At 66.8% G+C, this 18453-nt stretch carries 18 protein-coding genes; 12 read left to right on the top strand and 6 right to left on the bottom strand.

The features are described from left to right. Window positions 1-45: 45 nt before the first annotated feature. Together H536_RS0111020 and H536_RS0111015 are read left to right on the top strand one after the other, a co-directional pair. On the top strand, window positions 46-483 hold the full coding sequence (locus H536_RS0111020; protein WP_024350527.1) for a PACE efflux transporter: 438 nt from the start codon (window positions 46-48) through the stop codon (window positions 481-483). Between the two features lie 425 nt (window positions 484-908). Continuing rightward, entirely contained in the window at window positions 909-1727 is an 819-nt protein-coding gene (locus tag H536_RS0111015) for an outer membrane protein (protein ID WP_024350526.1), read from the top strand. A gap of 225 nt (window positions 1728-1952) precedes the next feature. On the opposite strand, the gene H536_RS0111010 is transcribed toward H536_RS0111015, so the two are convergent. Continuing rightward, a complete protein-coding gene (locus H536_RS0111010; RefSeq protein WP_081651898.1) occupies window positions 1953-4085 on the bottom strand; it encodes a molybdopterin-dependent oxidoreductase in 2133 nt (710 codons plus the stop codon). Between the two features lie 140 nt (window positions 4086-4225). After that, window positions 4226-5338, bottom strand: a complete 1113-nt coding sequence (locus H536_RS0111005) for an alkene reductase (RefSeq protein WP_024350524.1) — start codon at window positions 5336-5338, stop codon at window positions 4226-4228. Window positions 5339-5522: 184 nt separating this feature from the next. Between H536_RS0111005 and H536_RS0111000 the strand changes: the two genes are divergently transcribed. The 3 genes from H536_RS0111000 (at window position 5523) to H536_RS0110990 (ending at window position 7584) form a co-directional block, all read left to right on the top strand. Then, window positions 5523-6368, top strand: coding sequence for a 23S rRNA (adenine(2030)-N(6))-methyltransferase RlmJ (locus H536_RS0111000; protein WP_024350523.1), 846 nt, complete (start codon window positions 5523-5525; stop codon window positions 6366-6368). Window positions 6369-6430: 62 nt separating this feature from the next. After that, on the top strand, window positions 6431-6964 hold the full coding sequence (locus H536_RS0110995; RefSeq protein ID WP_024350522.1) for a hypothetical protein: 534 nt from the start codon (window positions 6431-6433) through the stop codon (window positions 6962-6964). A gap of 14 nt (window positions 6965-6978) precedes the next feature. Further along, window positions 6979-7584, top strand: a complete 606-nt coding sequence (locus H536_RS0110990) for a glutathione S-transferase (RefSeq protein WP_024350521.1) — start codon at window positions 6979-6981, stop codon at window positions 7582-7584. An 18-nt stretch (window positions 7585-7602) separates the two neighbouring features. On the opposite strand, the gene H536_RS0110985 is transcribed toward H536_RS0110990, so the two are convergent. Further along, the gene (locus H536_RS0110985; RefSeq protein WP_024350520.1) at window positions 7603-8274 is read right to left on the bottom strand and encodes an outer membrane protein; all 672 of its coding nucleotides are present in this window, start codon (window positions 8272-8274) and stop codon (window positions 7603-7605) included. Between the two features lie 368 nt (window positions 8275-8642). Here H536_RS0110985 and uvrC point away from each other — a divergent pair, with 368 nt between their 5' ends. From uvrC to H536_RS0110965, 4 genes are all read left to right on the top strand, one after another. Continuing rightward, window positions 8643-10715 (top strand): excinuclease ABC subunit UvrC, encoded by a 2073-nt coding sequence (gene uvrC / locus H536_RS0110980; protein WP_024350519.1) that lies wholly within the window; start codon window positions 8643-8645, stop codon window positions 10713-10715. A gap of 91 nt (window positions 10716-10806) precedes the next feature. Next, window positions 10807-11388, top strand: a complete 582-nt coding sequence (gene pgsA / locus H536_RS0110975) for a CDP-diacylglycerol--glycerol-3-phosphate 3-phosphatidyltransferase (RefSeq protein WP_024350518.1) — start codon at window positions 10807-10809, stop codon at window positions 11386-11388. A 70-nt stretch (window positions 11389-11458) separates the two neighbouring features. After that, window positions 11459-11710, top strand: a complete 252-nt coding sequence (gene moaD, locus H536_RS0110970) for a molybdopterin converting factor subunit 1 (protein ID WP_024350517.1) — start codon at window positions 11459-11461, stop codon at window positions 11708-11710. A 2-nt stretch (window positions 11711-11712) separates the two neighbouring features. Continuing rightward, entirely contained in the window at window positions 11713-12210 is a 498-nt protein-coding gene (locus H536_RS0110965; protein WP_051141577.1) for a molybdenum cofactor biosynthesis protein MoaE, read from the top strand. A 92-nt stretch (window positions 12211-12302) separates the two neighbouring features. Here H536_RS0110965 and ndk read toward each other — a convergent pair whose 3' ends face one another. Beyond that, complete coding sequence (gene ndk / locus H536_RS0110960) at window positions 12303-12725, bottom strand: nucleoside-diphosphate kinase (RefSeq protein ID WP_009209396.1); 423 nt, start codon at window positions 12723-12725, stop codon at window positions 12303-12305. Window positions 12726-12920: 195 nt separating this feature from the next. Between ndk and H536_RS0110955 the strand changes: the two genes are divergently transcribed. The 3 genes from H536_RS0110955 to H536_RS0110945 all read left to right on the top strand — a co-directional run bounded on the left by H536_RS0110955 (window position 12921) and on the right by H536_RS0110945 (window position 16431). After that, complete coding sequence (locus tag H536_RS0110955; protein ID WP_024350515.1) at window positions 12921-13430, top strand: DinB family protein; 510 nt, start codon at window positions 12921-12923, stop codon at window positions 13428-13430. Between the two features lie 99 nt (window positions 13431-13529). After that, on the top strand, window positions 13530-15440 hold the full coding sequence (locus tag H536_RS0110950) for an ABC-F family ATP-binding cassette domain-containing protein (protein WP_024350514.1): 1911 nt from the start codon (window positions 13530-13532) through the stop codon (window positions 15438-15440). A 322-nt stretch (window positions 15441-15762) separates the two neighbouring features. Continuing rightward, window positions 15763-16431 (top strand): hypothetical protein, encoded by a 669-nt coding sequence (locus H536_RS0110945; RefSeq protein ID WP_156421785.1) that lies wholly within the window; start codon window positions 15763-15765, stop codon window positions 16429-16431. Window positions 16432-16454: 23 nt separating this feature from the next. On the opposite strand, the gene H536_RS0110940 is transcribed toward H536_RS0110945, so the two are convergent. Both H536_RS0110940 and H536_RS0110935 read right to left on the bottom strand, forming a co-directional pair. Then, the gene (locus H536_RS0110940) at window positions 16455-16907 is read right to left on the bottom strand and encodes a DNA polymerase III subunit chi (protein ID WP_009209392.1); all 453 of its coding nucleotides are present in this window, start codon (window positions 16905-16907) and stop codon (window positions 16455-16457) included. A 13-nt stretch (window positions 16908-16920) separates the two neighbouring features. Beyond that, window positions 16921-18420 carry a leucyl aminopeptidase gene (locus H536_RS0110935; protein ID WP_024350512.1) on the bottom strand — a complete coding sequence of 500 codons (1500 nt, stop codon included), beginning with the start codon at window positions 18418-18420 and terminating at the stop codon, window positions 16921-16923. Window positions 18421-18453: the final 33 nt, after the last annotated feature.

Raw genomic sequence — 18453 nt, 5'->3', positions numbered from 1 at the left:
CATCATATCGCCGGGACGACCCGGCACAGGACAAGCAGGGTCGCCATGCGCTCAACTCCCGATCGTATCCGTCACGCCGTCAGCTTCGAGATCGTCGGGCTGGCCCTCGTCACCCCGGCCGGGGCGTGGCTGTTCCACGTGCCCTTCGCCGATATCGGCGTCGTCACGGTCATCGGCGCGACCATCGCGACGCTGTGGAACTACGTCTACAATCTGGGCTTCGACCATCTGATGCAGCGCGTGCGGGGCACCACCCGCAAGACGCCGCTGATCCGGGTCGTCCATGCGATTGTGTTCGAGGCCTGCCTGCTCGCCTTCCTGCTGCCGGTGATCGCGCTGTATCTGGAGATCGGCATCGTTCAGGCCTTCCTGATGGATGCGAGCTTCGCGGCGTTCTATGCGGTCTACGCCTTCGCCTTCAACTGGGCCTATGACCGGATCTTCCCGCTGCCCGAATGGCGGGAAGCGGCGGCCGAAGGCTGAGAGCCGCGGACCGCGCGTCGGACTATTCGCTCGCGGATCGTCCGTGCGACCGCGAGGCGGGATTGCCCCGGCACATCCGTCAGTCCCGACTATTCCCTGAGTTCCCGCCGCGCGACGACGGCGTGAGCATACGGCTGGCCTCGCAGCTCACGTCTTGGACCGCTTGGCCTCCGTTATGCGCCGTCACAATATTTCTTAGGCGGGAACACTTCGCATCACGCCTCGGTAGCAAGAATGTGATCGCCGCTTTACTTTTCTTTTCGGTCTTCCGCCTTAGCGCGCGCCTCGGCATTCGGGTGTTTTATTTCGGCATCACACATCAGTGATGCAAAGATAGTCGGGGAATACGCAGGTGTGGCAGAGCGGGCATAGGCGAACCAAGTACAACGCCGCATAAGCATGGACATCAACAAACGAGGAATTCCATGCGCACCTACCTTCTCTCGATCCTGACCGCCTCCACCGCCCTGACCTTCGCGACCTACGCCCAGGCCGCCGACGTGATCTACGAAGAGCCGATGGCACCGGCGCCGATGGAGATCAGCCCGGTCGCGTCCGGCTGGACCGGCATCTATCTCGGTGTCCAGGGCGGCGGCGCGTTCAACCCGCAGGATCCCGACAATGTCGACCTGCGCACCAACGGCTTCGCCTTCGGCGGTTCGGCCGTGCAGACCGCCTTCGGCTCGAACTTCGACTCGAATGTCGACTCCAGCTTCCTCGGCGGCGCGCATATCGGTTACGACTACCAGATGGACAGCGTCGTCTTCGGTGTCCTCGCCGACATCAACGCCATCGACATCACCCGCTCGTCCAACGCCGATTCCTCGACCCCGGCCTATTACCGGACCGACCGCGAGCTGAACTATCTGGGCACCGTGCGCGCCCGCGTCGGTTACCTCGTGACCCCGGGCGCCCTCGCCTATGTCACCGGTGGTCTGGCCTATGGTGACGTCGACTATTCGTTCTCGACCAACTCCCCGGCCGTGACCGGCGCGACGCCGGCCGTCGTTTCCGAGGACGAGGACAGCTTCGGCTACACCGTCGGCGGCGGCATGGAAGTGAAGTTCACCGACAACATGTCCTTCGGTGCCGAGTATCTCTACACCAACCTCGGTGGTTCGGGTTACACGCGCCTGAACGGCGGCCCCTTCGCCGGTGGCGTCGGTGGCTCGACCGATTTCGCCGTCGACGACGATTTCGACTTCCACACCGTGACCGCCAAGGTCTCCTACAAGTTCAACTGATTTCGGCGGACCGTCCGGTCCGTCCGAACAGGAAAGCCGGCGCTCTTCGCGCCGGCTTTTTTGTGTCCAGACGAAACTGAGTAACGTGCAAAGTGCGCGAAATGTCGGCACTTTCAGCGTCTTACGGGCGCGAACGGACTCTGATTCAGAACCTCAGCTTCACCGCACAAGCCACTGAAGACCGCGTGAGACTCTGGCCTCGACGCCACGCGCCAACCCGGCCGGCTATGCCCGTGCGGTCCGCAGCCAGACCCGGTTGTCGTGGAACGCCGCGCCGCCGAAGGGGGCGACGGGATCGGCTCCGGTCAGGACGTTGATGCCCTCGCCGTCGAGAAAATCCGTATTCGCCCACAGGCCCTCGTGGATCAGCACCCTGGGTTTGACCGTATCGCTGACCTTGACCGGCAGCCGGACGCTGCCGCGGCTGTTGCCGATGGTGACGATCTCGCCGTCGCCGAGGCTCTCGCGCAGCGCATCCTCGGGATGGACGAGCAGCTCCGGCGCCCCCTCGCGCGAGCGCGATCCGCGGGTTTCCGCGAAGGTCGAGTTGAGGAACTGCCGCGCCGGCGACGTCGCCAGCCGGTAGGGGTGCGCATCGTCCACGGTTTCGATCAGCGTGACGTGGTCGGGAAACTCCGGCAGACCGGCAACCGGCCCCTGCGGGCCCATGCTGTCCGGCGGCCGGTTCGGCGCCTGCCCCCCGGTCCAGTCCGGCCTGAAGCGGAACCTGCCGTCCGGCCAGGCGAAGCCGTTCAGGAAATGCGCCTCCTCGAAGGGTGGCTGCCTGTCGATCCAGCGCTCGCGCTGCAGGCCGTCGAAGCCTTCACTGTCGCCCGCGGCCTTCAGCATGTTGTCGATCAGCGTCCGCTCGTCGAGGCCGAAGCCCGGATGATCGGCGACTCCGAGGCGCTTGGCCAGTTCCTCGATGATGAAATGATTGGTGCGCACCGTCTCCGGCGCATCGACCAGCTTGGGCCCGAGAACGATGTGGTTCTGCCCGCCGCCGCGATAGATGTCGTCATGCTCCAGGAACATCGTCGCCGGCAGCACCAGGTCGGCGATCTGCGCCGTGTCGGTCATGAACTGCTCGTGGACGCAGGTGAAGAGATCGTCCCGCAGCAGACCCTGCCGCACCAGCCGCTGCTCGGGGCAGACATTGGCCGGATTGGTGTTCTGGATCAGCATGGCCGCGACCGGCGGACCGCCGGCGAGCGCCTCGGCGTCGCCGGTCAGGACGGCGCCGATGCGCGACTGGTCGAGATAACGGATCGACGGATCGCGGTCGGCAACGCCCATGATCTCGGACTTGTCTAGGCCGAAGATGTCGGAATTGGAGTGGAACGCCCCGCCGCCCTCATGGCGCCAGTGGCCGTAGACGGCCGGCACCGACATGGCGGCGTGCATCGCCACCGCGCCGTTGCGCTGACGGGTGAAGCCGTAGCCGAGGCGAAAATAGCTGCGCGGAGTCCGGCCGACCAGCGCAGCGAAGGCTTCGATGTCGGCGACGTCGAGGCCGGTGATCGCGGCCGCCCATTCGGGCGTCCGTGTGGCCAGATGCGCCTCCAGCCCGGCGGGATCGTCGGTGTAGCGGGCGAGATAGTCCCGGTCGGCCGTGCCGTCCCGAAAGGCGATGTGCATCAGCGCGCAGGCGAGCGCCGCGTCGGTGCCCGGACGCAGCTTCAGGGCCATGTCGGCCTGCTTCATCGTGGCGTTGTCGTAGATGTCGATGACGACGATCTTGGCGCCGCGCTCCTTGCGAGCCTTTGCGGCGTGGGTCATCACATTGACCTGGGTGGCGACCGCATTGGTGCCCCAGATGACGATGCAGTCCGACTTCGACAATTCGCGCGGATCGGCGCCGCGCATGGCGCCGGCGCCGACGAACCAGCCGGTCCAGGCCATGTTGGTGCAGATCGAATCGAACTGGCCGGAATAGCGCTTGGCATGGCGCAGCCGGTGAATGCCGTCGCGCTGTACCAGCCCCATCGTGCCGGCATACTGATAGGGCCAGACCGCCTCCGATCCGTGCCTTGCCTCGGCCTTCACGAACTGTTCGGCGACGAGGTCGAGCGCGTCGTCCCAGGAGATCTCGCGCCAGCCACCCTCGCCCTTCGCGCCGACCCGCTGCCGCGGTGTCATCAGCCGGTCGGGATGATGGATGCGCTCGGCATAGCGCGCGACCTTGGCGCAGATGACGCCGGCCGTGTAGTCGTTCGCCGCCGCCCCGCGCACCCGGCCGATCGTCCGGTTTTCGAGGATCTCGACGTCGAGCGCGCAGGTGGAGGGGCAATCATGCGGACAGGCGGAATGTCCGATGGCGACGGGAAGCGGTTTGTTCATGGCGCGACGATACCGCAAGAGCGGTCCCGGCCCCAATTCATTTTCACGATCAAGACCATCGTCCCCGGCGATCGGCTGTACCCCGACGCAAGGAAGGGCCGGACCCCGCCGGCCCGACCCTTCTCTCGTCTACGTTCGCTGTGCTGAGTTCGACGCGATCAGGCCGCCTTTGCCAGTCGCGAGCGCTCGTCCTCGCTCAATGCCGGGTAATCGATGAACCCCTTCTCGTCGCCGCCATACATCGTCGCCTGGTCCCATTCGGCCAGCGGCGCGTCGAGCTTGAGCCGCTCGACGAGATCCGGGTTGGAGATGAACGGCCGGCCGAAGCAGGCGAGATCGGTCTCGCCGTTTGCCACGCGCTCGATCGCCATCGTCCGGTCATAGGCGTTGTTGCCCATGTAGAGACCGTCGAACTTGTCCTTCAGCGACCAGGCCTTGAACTCCTGCGGATCGCGGGCCCCGCCGGTCTCGCCCTCGACGACGTGGAGATAGACCAGCTTGCGCTTCGACAGCTCCTCGACGTAGCGGGTGAACAGCGGCTCGGGATCGCTGTCGGTCAGGTCGTTGGCCGGGCTGACCGGCGAGATGCGGATGCCGACGCGCTCCGCGCCCCAGACGCCGACCACGGCATCGACGACCTCGAGCGGGAAGCGGATGCGGTTCTCGATGGAGCCGCCATATTCGTCCGTGCGCTGGTTGGCGCCGTCCCGCAGGAACTGGTCGAGAAGATAGCCATTCGCCGAATGCACCTCGACGCCGTCGAAGCCGGCGGCCTTGGCGTTCTCGGCGGCCTTCACGTAGTCGGCGACGACACGCGGCAGCTCGTCCTTGTCGAGCGCCCGCGGCGCCGGAATGTCCTTGAAGCCGTCGACCGTGAAGGCCTTCATGTCAGGCTTCACCGCAGAAGGAGCCACCGGCAGCGCTCCGCCCGGCTGCAAATCGGGGTGCGAGATGCGGCCGACATGCCAGAGCTGCAGGAACATCTTGCCGCCCTTCGCGTGGACGGCATCGGTCACCTTCTTCCAGTCCGCCACCTGGCGGTCGGTGAAGATGCCCGGCGTATAGGCATAGCCGCGCGCTTCCGCCGAGATGTTCGTCGCCTCGGTGATGATCAGGCCGGCGCCGGCCCGCTGGCGGTAATATTCGACATGGATGTCGCGCAGATCGCCGTCGTCGGTGGCGCGGCTTCGGGTCAGCGGCGCCATGACGACGCGATTGGCCAGATGGGTGGGGCCGAGATCGAGCGGCTCGAACAGTTTCTCGTCAGCCATTGCGGTGTCCTCTTCCGGATGCAAAGACGGCCGGCATGTGCCGGCGTTGCCGCGAGAGATGGGGACTTGCCGCAGCGCGGTAAGGCGGATGAACACAGCGTTCGCCAGCCGCGATCCGGCATCGCCCCACGCCGCTGGAGAGTGTTCGCGCGCGGGCACCTGCACCGAAGGAACACGACGCCCGATGAACTATCGCCACGCCTATCACGCGGGCAATTTCGCCGACGTGGTCAAGCACGCCCTGCTGACCCGGCTGATCGCCTATCTGAAGCGCAAGGAAAAGCCGTTCCGCGTCTTCGACACCCATGCCGGCCGCGGCAGCTATTCGCTCACATCCGACGAAGCGCAGCGGACAGGCGAGCATGCGGATGGTGTCGGCCGGCTGGTCCAGGCCGCGGCCGACGTCATGGACGATCCGCTCCTGGCCGAATACCGGGAGGCGCTGGCCTCCGATCTCTCCGAAGACCGCTATCCGGGCTCGCCGCTCATCGCGCGGCGCCTGCTGCGGCCGCAGGACCGTCTTTCAGCCTACGAGTTGCACCCTGCCGATGCCGCGGCGCTGAAGACGCTCTTTGCCGGCGACATCCAGACCAAGGCAATCGCCCTTGACGGCTGGCTGGCCCTCGGCTCCCACGTGCCGCCGAAAGAGAAGCGCGGCCTCATCCTGATCGACCCGCCCTTCGAACGCACCGACGAGGTCGACGCCATTGCTGAAGGACTCGCCAAGGCCCTGCAGCGTTGGGCCGGCGGCATCTATGCCGTCTGGTATCCGCTGAAGCGCCCGGCCCTGGTCGCGGCCCTGCACGAACGCCTCGATGCCCTGCCCGTCAGCGAGCGTGTGACCGCGGAATTCTTCCGCGAGCCCTATTCGACCGACGAACGCTTCGTCGGCACCGGCCTGACCGTCATCAATCCGCCTTTCGTCTTCGCCGCCGAGGCCGAAGCGGTGCTGACGACCCTCGCGCCGCTGCTGGGAAGCGGCGCCGCGGCAACATTTTCGGTTTTTACGTCGTCGTCGCCGCGCCCGTGAGGTCGCCCGCAGTGATTTCGTGCTACCGAAACCCAAACGGATCCGACGTGGAAGGCTGTCCCATGTATCGTGCCATCGCTGCCGCCCTTGCCCTGTTCGTCGCCGGTGTGGCGGCCCTGCCCGCCCAGGCGGCCGATCTTCGCTACGGCGAGCCCGCTCCGTTGCGCGCCGCGCTGGTCCCGGCCTGCGACGATGCCGACGTCCTCGGCCAGGTCGAGGACCAGTTCGAATACGGCGCGCCGACCATGGTCGGCGTGAAGCTGGAGATCCTCGAATTCAGCGGCATGTTCGAGAAGGCCTATTTCCCGCAGCGCGCCGGCGAGCCGCTGCCGGCTGAGCCGATCGAGCGCCGCTACTGCCAGGCGACCGCCCTTCTGTCCGACCATGTCAGCCGCACCGTCTACTACGTCATCGAGCATCCGATGGGCTTTGCGGCAGCCGGCGAATATCTCGGCGGCTTCTCGCCGGTGGCGTCCTGGCGGGCCGAGGGCTGCGTTCTGGGTCTCGACGAATGGCACGTCTATGGTGCCAATTGCGAATCGCTGCGCCGCTTCCCGGAGGAGGGACGCACCGGGTATGGCTACGTCTCCAAATAGGATCGTCGAACAGCATGCGTCTCTATTATTCCGCCCCGTCCCCCTTTGCCGCCAAGGTCCGCATGGCCGCCAGCCATTGCGGCATCCCCGTCGAGACCGTGCCGGTCGACACCACTGCCGAGCCCGATGAGCTGCTCAAGGCCAATCCGCTCGGCAAGATCCCCGTGCTGGTCATGGACGATGGCGCGACGGTCTATGACAGCCGCGTGATCTGCGCCCTGTTCGACCGCATGAGCGGCAATCAGATGGTGCCGCAGGCGATCGAGCCGTGGCGCATCGCCGCCACCGTCGAGGCGACGGCCGACGGCATCGTCGATGCGCTGATCCTGTCCGTCTACGAGGTCCGCTACCGGCCCGAGGACAAGCGTCACCAGCCTTGGGTGGACAAGCAGCTGCGCAAGGCCGATCGCGGCCTGGCATCGCTGGAAGAGCAAATTCTGGCGCTTCCCGAAGACCTGACCATCGGCCACTTCGCCGTCGCGGCGCTGCTCGGCTGGGCCACCATGCGCTTCCCGGGCAAGATCGAGGGCGAACGGCCACAGCTGGCAGCCTGGCTGCAGCGCTTTGAGCAGCAGTTCCCGGCCTATGCCGATCTCAAGCCGTCCATGCCGGCGAGCTGATTCCGACCGGGCCGGCCGCTAGAATTTCAGCGCGATGCCGGCCCGGATCGAATGCTCGTCGAAGCCCGACGAGATACTGGTATTGCCGAGATCGTAGGTCTCGCTGCCGAAATCCGAATAGCGATATTCGAGCCGCGTCGTCACATCGTCGCTGACGCGCGCTTCGACACCGGCGCCGAGCGTGTAGCCGATGCTCGTCTGGCTGTCGGAAAAGCCGTTGAGCGACAACTCGTTGCGCGCCGCGGCCACGCCGCCCGTCGCGAACACCAGAAACGGATCGACCGCGACGCCCGCCCGTGCCCGGAACGAGCCGAAGATGTTGCTGTCGGCATCGATCTGCGCACCGGTGGCCGCATTGGTTCCGCTCGCATCGACATCGGACCCGCCGAGATCGGCTTCCAGACCGTAGACGAACTGATCGGTCTGCCAGTTGTAGCCGGTGTAGACGCCGCCGACGAAGCCGTCGCCGTCGAAGCTCGCACCGGCCGACTGGTCGAAATTCGACGTGTTGTAGCCGACGAAGGCGCCCGCATACGGTCCCGACCAGACATAGACCGGCGTGGAGGGAGCGAGCGGCGCCACCACCGGCGGCTGCGGCTCTTCATAGATCACGTCGGCTGCGCGTGCGGCGGGCACCAGGGCAACGGCCGCCGCGGTTCCGACCGCGAGACTGCGAAGCAGGTTCAGCATGCGCCTTCTCCTTCCCGATCCCGCCGGCAAAGGTCCCGGCCGGCGCTCGTGGCGCCCGCGCCCGTTCGGGGCGCGGCAACCACATGACTCTCGATCCGATGTGGGGATCGTTCCAAAAGGAAACAGCCGACATCGCGAATGGCTGCATCGTTTCGGCGCGTTTTCCAGTGATAGTTGCCGAATCGCGACACCTGCCGTGATGCGCTGTCGCCAGATGCGCGGAAGTGATCGCCACCCCCTGCATTCTCGCCGGTGCGGAATCATATAGAAGGGGCGCAACCGCACCGGCATCCCCACGGCCGACGCATGGCGGACCCTGATTCTAGATATCCGGAAGCGGCGCCAAGCCCCGCTCCGGCCAGGATAAAATGATCGACGAGCCTGAAGAGACAGACGACGATTTGATCGACGGCGCCGAGTCCGATCCGTTGGACGAGGGCAGCGAAGCCCCGGACGGTGATGCCGCCGCGGCCAGTGCGGCGCTGCTGGCCTCGATCGACTGGGACGATGCCGGCCAGCAGCTTGCGGGCGACCTCACTGGGGCCGAGCTCATCGCCGCGCTCGCCAAGCGGCTGCCGAACCAGCCGGGCGTCTATCGCATGTTCGGCAAGGACGGCGACGTCCTCTATGTCGGCAAGGCCCGCTCCCTGAAGAAGCGCGTCGCCAATTACACGCGGCTGGGCGGCCACACCCAGCGCATCGCGCGGATGATCCGCGAGACGCGGCAGATGGAATTCGTGACGACGCGCACGGAGACCGAGGCGCTGTTGCTCGAGGCGAACCTCATCAAGCGTCTGCGGCCGCGCTACAACGTGCTGCTGCGCGACGACAAATCCTTCCCCTACATCCTGGTGAGCGAGGATCACGAGGCGCCGGCGATCATGAAGCATCGCGGTGCGCGCTCGCGAAAGGGCAGCTATTTCGGCCCCTTCGCCTCGGCCGGCGCGGTCGGGCGCACGATCAATTCGCTGCAGCGCGCCTTCCTGCTGCGCACCTGCACGGATTCGGTCTACGAGAGCCGCACCCGGCCCTGCCTGCTGCACCAGATCAAGCGCTGCTCGGCGCCCTGCACCGGCGAGATTTCGATCGCCGACTATGACGGCCTCGTGCGCGAGGCCAAAGCGTTCCTGTCCGGACGGTCCAACCAGATCAAGAACGGCATGTCGGCGGCCATGCAGGAGGCCTCCGACGATCTCGATTTCGAGCGCGCCGCGATCTACCGCGACCGCCTCGCCGCCCTCTCCCACGTCCAGAGCCACCAGGGAATCAATCCGACCGGGATCGAGGAAGCCGACGTCTTCGCCATCCACCAGGAAGGCGGCATGACCTGCATCCAGGTGTTCTTCTTCCGCACCGGCCAGAACTGGGGCAACCGCGCCTATTTCCCGAAGGCCGATTCCTCGCTGGAGCCGAGCGAGGTGCTCGGCGCGTTCCTCGCGCAGTTCTACGACGACAAGCCGGTGCCGCGCCTCGTCCTGCTGCCGCTGATGGTCGACGACGGCCCGCTTCTGGCCGAAGCGCTGAGCCTGAAGGCCTCGCACCGGGTGCAGATCGGCGTGCCGGCCCGCGGCCTGAAGCGCGACCTCGTCGACCATGCCACCGCCAATGCCCGCGAGGCGCTGGGGCGCCGGCTGGCCGAGACCTCGTCGCAGGCGCGGCTCCTCAAGGGCGTCGCCGAAACCTTCGGCTTGGCGCGCACGCCGCGTCGGATCGAGGTCTACGACAACTCCCACATCATGGGCACCGCCGCCGTCGGCGGCATGATCGTCGCCGGCCCGCAGGGCTTTGCCAAGAATCACTACCGCAAGTTCAATATCCGCGGCGACGACATCACGCCGGGCGACGATTTCGGCATGATGAAGGAAGTCATGCGCCGGCGCTTCTCGCGGCTGATCAAGGAGCACGGCGACACCCCGGTGGACCTCTCCGCCCAGACCGAAGACGAGGAGGATCCGCAGGATGCCCTGTCCGACTCGTCCATGCCCGCCTGGCCGGACCTCGTCCTGATCGACGGCGGCAAGGGCCAGATCTCCGCCGTCCGCGAAATTCTCGCCGAGCTCGGCATCGCCGACCGGGTTACCACGATCGGCGTCGCCAAGGGTGTCGACCGCGATGCCGGCCGCGAGCGCTTCGTCACTGGCGAGCGCGAGCCCTTCTCGCTGCCGCCCCGCGATCCGGTGCTCTATTTCCTGCAGCGGCTGCGTGACGAGGCCCACCGCTTCGCGATCGGCACCCATCGGGCGCGGCGCAAGAAAGAGCTGGTGAAGAATCCGCTCGACGAGATCGGCGGCATCGGCCCGTCGCGCAAGCGCGCCCTGCTCCACCATTTTGGAACGGCCAAGGCCGTGTCGCGGGCCGCCCTCAGCGATCTGCGCGAGGTCGAGGGCATCTCGGCGGCCATGGCGAAATCGATCTACGACCACTTCCACGAGCGTGGATGAACTGACCGTCATGTGTCATGCCGACAATGGCGGTTGACGAAAGCCCGGCTTGCGGGCTTGTACTGACACGCACAGCCGAAGCGGACTTTCCATGGCATCTCGCGCCTACAGCCTACCCAATCTCCTGACCTATGCGCGCATCGTCTGCGTGCCGCTCGTCGTCCTCTGCTTCTTCCTGGAAGGGACGCTGCGAAGCCCGGACTATGCGCGCTGGTCGGCGCTGTTCATCTTCCTGGCGGCCAGCGTCACCGATTTCCTCGACGGCTATCTGGCGCGCGCCTGGCAGCAGACCTCGACCATCGGCCGCATGCTGGACCCGATCGCCGACAAGCTCCTCGTCGCCGCGGCGCTGCTGCTGCTGGCGGCCGACGGCACCATCGCCGGCTGGAGCCTGTGGGCGGCCATCGTCATCCTGTGCCGCGAGATCCTCGTCTCGGGCCTGCGCGAATATCTCGCCGAACTGAAGGTCTCGGTGCCGGTCACCCAGCTCGCCAAATGGAAGACGACCATCCAGATGGTGGCGATCGGCTTCCTGCTTGCCGGGCCTGCGGCCGACGATATCTACCCCCTCGCCACCGAGACCGGGATCGTGCTCTTGTGGATCTCGGCAATCGTGACGCTCTACACCGGCTATGATTATTTCCGTGCCGGTCTGAAGCACATCGCGGACTGACGACGGCCAAGCCGCGCCCGTCGCGGCCACTCGCGCGCGCCAGCCCGATGTCCATTGCAGGAGGTTCCCCATGAAACTCGCCTATTTCGCATGGGTGCGCGAACGCATCGGCGTCTCCGACGAGGAGGTCGAACTGCCGGCGGGGATCGTCACGGTCGCCGATCTCCTGGCCTGGCTGAAGGGGCGCGGCGAGACCTACGCGGCAGCGCTCCAGTCGCCGGAATTCATCCGCGTCGCCATCGACCAGGAACATGCGGACCATTCCGAACCCGTCGCCGGCGCCCGCGAGATCGCGCTGTTCCCGCCGATGACCGGGGGCTGAAAATGACTGAGGGAACCGCCATCCCGGCCTCGTCCGCCGACATCGAGCCGGTGGTCCGGATCCAGGCGGAGAACATCGACATCGCGGCCGAGATCGCGGCCATGACCGGCGGCGGCGCCGTTGGCGGCCTCGTCACCTTCTCGGGCTATTGCCGCGACGAGGGCGGCCGCCTCGCGGCGCTGGAACTCGAACACTATCCCGGCATGGCCGAACGCGAGATCGCGCGGATCGCCCGCGAGACCCTGGCGCGCTGGCCGTTGTTCGGCTGCCGCGCGATCCACCGCTACGGCCGCGTTGCGCCCGGCGAGGAGATCGTCTTCGTCGCCTGCTCCTCCGCCCATCGCCAGGCCGCCTTCGAGGCCGCGTCCTATCTGATGGACTTCCTGAAGACCCAGGCGCCCTTCTGGAAGCGCGAGCATCTGGTCGACGGCAGCACCGGCGGCTGGATCGAGGCGAAAGACACCGACGACGCCGCAACCGATCGCTGGCACCGGATCTGATGCCCGGGACAACGAGCGCACCCCTGTCCTGAAACGAAAAAAGGGAGGCCATCGGCCTCCCTTCTTCGTTCAGTCACCTGAAGCGTCGGCGATCAGCCGACGATTTCGGTCTCGGAGAACCAGTAGGCGATCTCCTGCGCAGCCGTCTCCGGCGCGTCGGAGCCGTGCACCGAGTTCTCGCCGATCGACAGGGCGAAGGCCTTGCGGATGGTGCCCTCGGCGGCGTCGGCCGGGTTGGTGGCGCCCATGATCTCGCGGTTGCGCGCGATGGCGTTCTCGCCCTGCAGCACCTGGACGACCGTCGGGCCCGACGACATCGACTCGACGAGCTCGCCGAAGAACGGGCGCTCCTTGTGGACGGCGTAGAAGCCCTCGGCCTCGCGGCGGCTCATCCACACGCGGCGCGATGCCACGACCGTCAGGCCGGCCTCTTCCAGCATGGCGGTGATCGCGCCAGTCACGTTGCGACGGGTCGCGTCGGGTTTGATCATAGAGAACGTGCGTTCGACCGCCATGTCCTAGTCCTTTTCGATTGGATCGGGGAAAGTGGGCGACCTATAGCGACGCGCCTTGGCCGGAGCAAGGCGTTGCAGCGCACCCGCCCCGTCCCCGGCGCGATTTCGCAAGCTGCGCCTTGCCAGCTTCGGTCAGGCGCGGAATTCTCGACGGCCATGGTGGCCCTCGCCACTATCTGATGCCGGAGATTCGCGATGCTCTCGACCGACACCGCCCGCCTGCTGGCTGGCTACAATCGCTGGTGCAACGAACGGCTCTATCGCGCCGCCGCCGATCTCACCGCCACGGAACTGCGGGCCGACCGCCGCGTATTCTTCGGCTCCATGCTGGGCACGCTCAACCACCTCCTCGTCGCCGACCGGATCTGGATGCGGCGCTTTACCGGCACCGGCGACGCGCCGGACCGGCTCGATGCCATCCTGTTCGAAGATTTCGCCGAGCTGCAGCAGGCAAGACAGGCCGAGGACGCCCGGATCGCCGACTGGATCGACGGCCTGACCGATCACGACCTCGACAGTCCCATCTCCTACCGCTCGCTTTCCGACCCGCGGGAATTCACCCAGAAGCTCGGCGCCGCGCTCCTCCACGTCTTCAATCATCAGACCCACCATCGCGGTCAGGCCCATGCGATCCTTACCGGATTTGGCCGGGCGGCGCCGGGGTTCGACCTCGTGACCTACCAGCGCGAGACCGGACATACCTAGCGAGAGAGCCATCGCTGCGGCGATCGCGAACAGCTTGGCGCGCAACTGTCTCCCATCGTCCCCTTCCGCACTGCGTCATGGCGTGGCAAAAGCTGCGCCATGCTTCAGATCACCAATCTTTCCGCTCGCGTCGCCGGGCGCCTTCTCATCGACAATGCCAGCCTGTCGCTGCCGGCCGGCAGCAAGGTCGGCCTCGTCGGCCGCAACGGCGCGGGCAAGTCGACGCTGTTCAAGGTCATCACCGGCGAACTGGCGGCCGAGACAGGCAGCGTGTCGTTCCCGAAGAACACCCGCCTCGGTCAGGTCGCCCAGGAGGCCCCCGGCACCGAGGAGCCGCTGATCGAGATCGTGCTGAAGGCCGACCGCGAGCGCGTCGATCTCCTGGCCGAGGCCGATACGGCCACCGATCCCGGCCGGATCGCCGACATCCACACCCGCCTCGCCGATATCGAGGCCCATTCCGCAGAAGCCCGCGCCTCGTCCATCCTGTCGGGCCTCGGCTTCGACATGGCGGCACAGGCCCGCCCCGCCTCGTCCTTCTCGGGCGGCTGGCGGATGCGCGTCGCGCTGGCCGCGGTGCTGTTCTCGCGGCCCGATCTGCTGCTTCTCGACGAGCCGACGAACTATCTCGATCTGGAAGGCACGCTCTGGCTCGAGAATTTTGTCTCGCGCTATCCCTACACCGTGATCGTCATCAGCCATGACCGCGACGTCCTGAACAACGCGGTGAATGCGATCGTCCATCTCGACCAGAAGAAGCTGGTCTTCTACCGGGGCGACTACGACCAGTTCGAGCGTCAGCGCGCCGAGAAGCTGGAACTCCTGCAGAAGTCGATCGTCAAGCAGGAAGCCGCCAAGAAGCACATGGAGGCCTTCGTCGAGCGCTTCCGCGCCAAGGCGTCCAAGGCCCGGCAGGCCCAGTCGCGCCTGAAGGCGCTGGAACGCATGCAGCCGCTGCAGGGCATCGTCGAGGAGCACGTCACGCCCTTCGTCTTCGAGGGGCCGGAGAAGCAGGCGGCCTCCCCGATCATCCGCATGGAGCATGTGACGGTCGGCTACGAGCCCGGCCGGCCGATCCTGTCGGGTCTCGACCTGCGGATCGACACCGAGGACCGGATCGCCCTCCTCGGCCAGAACGGCAACGGCAAGTCCACCTTCGCCAAGCTCCTGGCCCAGCGGCTGCGCGAGCAGAGCGGCACCATCACCCGCGCGCCGGGGCTGAAGATCGCCTTCTTCGCCCAGCACCAGATCGACGATCTGCGCCCGGCCGAAAGCGCCGTGCAGCATGTGCGCCGGCTGATGCCCGACGCCACCGAGCCGAAGGTGCGCGCCAAGGTGGCGCAGATGGGCCTGCCGACCCAGAAGATGGACACCGCCGCCGAGAAGCTGTCGGGCGGCGAGAAGGCCCGCCTGCTGATGGGTCTTGCCACGCTGGACGCGCCCAACCTTCTCATCCTCGACGAGCCGACCAACCATCTCGACATCGAGGCGCGCGAGAGTCTGGTGCGGGCGCTGAACGACTATCCCGGCGCCGTCATCCTGATCAGCCATGACCGCCACATGGTCGAGGCGACGATGGACCGCCTGTGGATCGTCGCCGACGGCACGGTGTCGCGCTATGACGGCGATCTGGAAGACTACAAGAAGCTGGTCCTGTCCGGCGCGACCAAGGGCAGCGGCGCTCCGGCCGTGGGCAGCGTCGGTGAGGTCGCGCCTGCGCCCGCGCCGGTTTCCAAGGTCGACCAGCGCCGCCAGGCCGCCGAGCGTCGTGAGGCCCTGAAGCCGCTCAGGAAGAAGATCAGCCAGCTCGAGATCCAGATCTCGCGTCTCCAGAAGACCATCGAGGCCTTCGACGAGAAGCTCGGCGATCCGGCGCTCTACACGAGCGATCCGGCCAAGGCGAGCGAGCTCAACAAGCAGCGTGCTGCGGCAGCCAAGACGCTCGCCGCCTGCGAGGAAGACTGGCTCGGCCTGACCGAGGAACACGATTCCGCAATGGCCGCCGAATAACACCATCGACCACCGCGAGCCGCCAGCCGGTGAACGGATAGTCGTTATCGCAAGCAACGTCCCCGGCTTGCGGTGGGCGTCACGAAAATGACATCTTGGCTGCACACGCCTGCAACACGTCGTTGCCGGCGTTCGGTCGGCGCTGGCTGTCCCCGCCGGGCGGCCCCGCCATGTCGAAGCCGCCCTCTGGCCGCCAGTCCTTTCGGACAGTCATGGAGAGCGCTTCAGGAAAGCACCTTGCATGCGCATCTCATATGCCGGCCTGTCAGGCCTCCCCGGAGACATTCTGCATGTCGTGCGACAACGGCTGCATTGGCGTGAGATGGCGGTTTTCGCCGCCATTGCAGCGGGAGCGATTCTGTTCGCTGTCGCCTGCAGCCTCCTGCTGGTGGGCGCCTCCGCCGGCGATGCGACGATCGCCGAGAACAGCCCGCATGAACTGCTGCAGGTCGCAACCGTCGCGCTGGCCGCCGTCGGCTTCCTGATCGCGGCGCTGCGGTTCGACTTCGAGACCTTCTACGTGACGTTGCTCGGCAGCTTCGGCTGCGCCATGGCCAGCATGCGCGAGACGCCGGCCTGCTCCAGCAGCTTCTACGAGGGCGGTCCGTGCCTGACCGGCACATACAAGGATGTCATCCCGTTTGCCCTGGCGCTCGGCGCCGTGGCGCTGCTGCTGTACCGCCGGGTGCCGCTGGCTCGTAGCATCCGCGAGGTCACCCTGTTCTGGCTCGTGCCGGTGGGTGCCAGCACGCTGATGCTCGTCGGCGCCGAATGGGCCGAGGCTCGCAACGCCGTCTGGATCGAGGAAACGCTGGAACTGGCGAGCTTCGCCAATCTCCTCGCCTTCGCCCTGATCGTCCATCTGCGACCAGGCTGGTACCGGGCGACGCTCACCGCGGCGAAGACAGTGCCGACCCATCTGGCGCGGCGGACCGAACCGGCCAATACGCGCGACGAACGCTGGCTCGGTGGCCACAGCAGCGAACGCTGACATCCGGCAGAACCATCGCCGGCTCAGGCCTTCTTGATCCAGCGGCTGTCGTCGTTCTGCTGCCAGTAGGTGACCGCGTGCCCGGCGGCCTTCTCCACCTTCCAGCGCGAGCGCGCCAGATCGAGCTGTTCGGCATCGTGGCCGTCGAAGAGGTAGACCGCCCGCACATAGCCCTCGAGGCTCGCCGGCACGGCCCCGTCGACGAGGAACCGCACCTGCGGATCGTTGGCCTTCTGCTCGGCTTCGACCGTCAGCAGGATCGGCTGCAACGCACCGCTGCTGTCTGAATCGCTGCCATGCGGCAGGAAGCTCTCGTCGCGATAGACCCAGAGATGATGGTCGAGGGCGTCGCGGCGTTCCTCCGAGGAGAACTGCACCACGACGCGCCACCCCCGCCCCAGGCTCTTCTCGAGAAGGTCGGGCAGCGCCTCCTCGAGCCGGCTCTGGGTCAGGTGGTAGAACAGGACCTCGGTCATCGGGCCGCGGTCCCTAGCCGGCCTGGTAGTGGTCGGACACCAGCCGGTCCAGGAGGCGCACACCGAAGCCCGACGCCCAGGACTGGTTGTACTCGTTGGCCGGCGAGCCCATCGCCGTTCCGGCGACGTCGAGATGCGCCCATGGCACGTCGTTGACGAACCGCTGCAGGAACTGCGCCGCAGTGATCGCGCCGGCCGCCCGTCCGCCGCCGATATTCTTGATGTCGGCGAACTTGCCCTCGATCATCTTGTCGTATTCCGGCGCCAGCGGCAGGCGCCAGACCTTCTCGCCGGTGCCGATGCCCGCGGCCAGCAGCCGGTCGGACAATTCGTCATTGTTGGAGAACAGGCCGGCATGCTGGTTGCCGAGCGCCACGATGATGGCCCCCGTCAGCGTCGCCAGATTGACCATGAATTTCGGCTTGAAGCGGTCCTGACAGTACCAGAGCGCGTCGGCCAGAACGAGGCGGCCTTCCGCGTCGGTGTTCAGCACCTCGATCGTCGTGCCGGACATCGCGGTGACGATGTCGCCCGGCCGCTGGGCATTGCCATCCACGGAGTTCTCGACGAGGCCGACAATGCCGATGGCGTTGACCTTGGCGGACCTGCCCGCCAGCGCCCGCATCACGCCGACCACGGCGGCTGCGCCACCCATGTCGCCCTTCATCTCGTCCATCGAGCCCGCCGGTTTGATCGAGATGCCGCCGGTGTCGAAGACGACGCCCTTGCCGACGAAGGCGATCGGCGCCTCGTCGTCGGGACCGCCGTTCCAGCGCATGATGGCGAGGCGCGGCGGCCGCGGCGAGCCCTGTGCGACGCCGAGAAGCGCGTCCATCTTCAGCGCCCGCAATTCCGCCTCGCCGAGGATCTCGACATCGATCCCCTGCTGCGACAGCGCGGCGATGCGGTCGGCGAACTCGACCGGCCCGAGAACATTGGCCGGCTCGTTGACGAGGTCGCGGGCAAGCATCGTGCCGGCGGCGATCGCCTCCTGGACCGTGTAGGCGTCCTTTGCCGCGGCGATGTCGGCGACGGCCAGGGCGATCTTCGAGGCGACCTTGGGCTCGTCGTCGCCGTTCTTGCGGGACGACTTCGTCTTGTAGAGGTCGAAATCATAGGCGCGCAGGCTGGCGCCCGCGGCGAGCATCGCGGCTTCGGCGGCCGAGACGTCGCCGTCGGCGCGCTCGCAGCGGATCGTCACCTCTGGCGCGCCCTTGGTCTTCGCGGCGATGACGCCCCCGAGCTTCAGCCAGTCCTCGTCGGTCAGCGGCTTGTCGGCATGCGTGCCGACGACCAGCAGCCGGTCGGCATCGACATCGGCGGGTGCCAGGACGTCGAGTGTCGCAAGGTGCTTGCCCTTGAACCTCGCGACGCCCGCGGCGCGCGATACGAGGGACCGAACCGCGTCGCCCGCGCTCGCCGCCAGGCCGGCATCCTTGCCGGCGAGGACGACCAGCACACCCTTGGCTGGTGCATCCTTTGCGACGAACTCGATCGAGGGAAGGCTGGCCATGATGTCTCCTGCGGGTCGAATGAAATCGTGTCG

The sequence above is a fragment of the Aurantimonas coralicida DSM 14790 genome, from assembly GCF_000421645.1.
GTDB lineage: Bacteria > Pseudomonadota > Alphaproteobacteria > Rhizobiales > Rhizobiaceae > Aurantimonas > Aurantimonas coralicida.
This window is presented reverse-complemented; position numbering and strand designations above follow the sequence as displayed.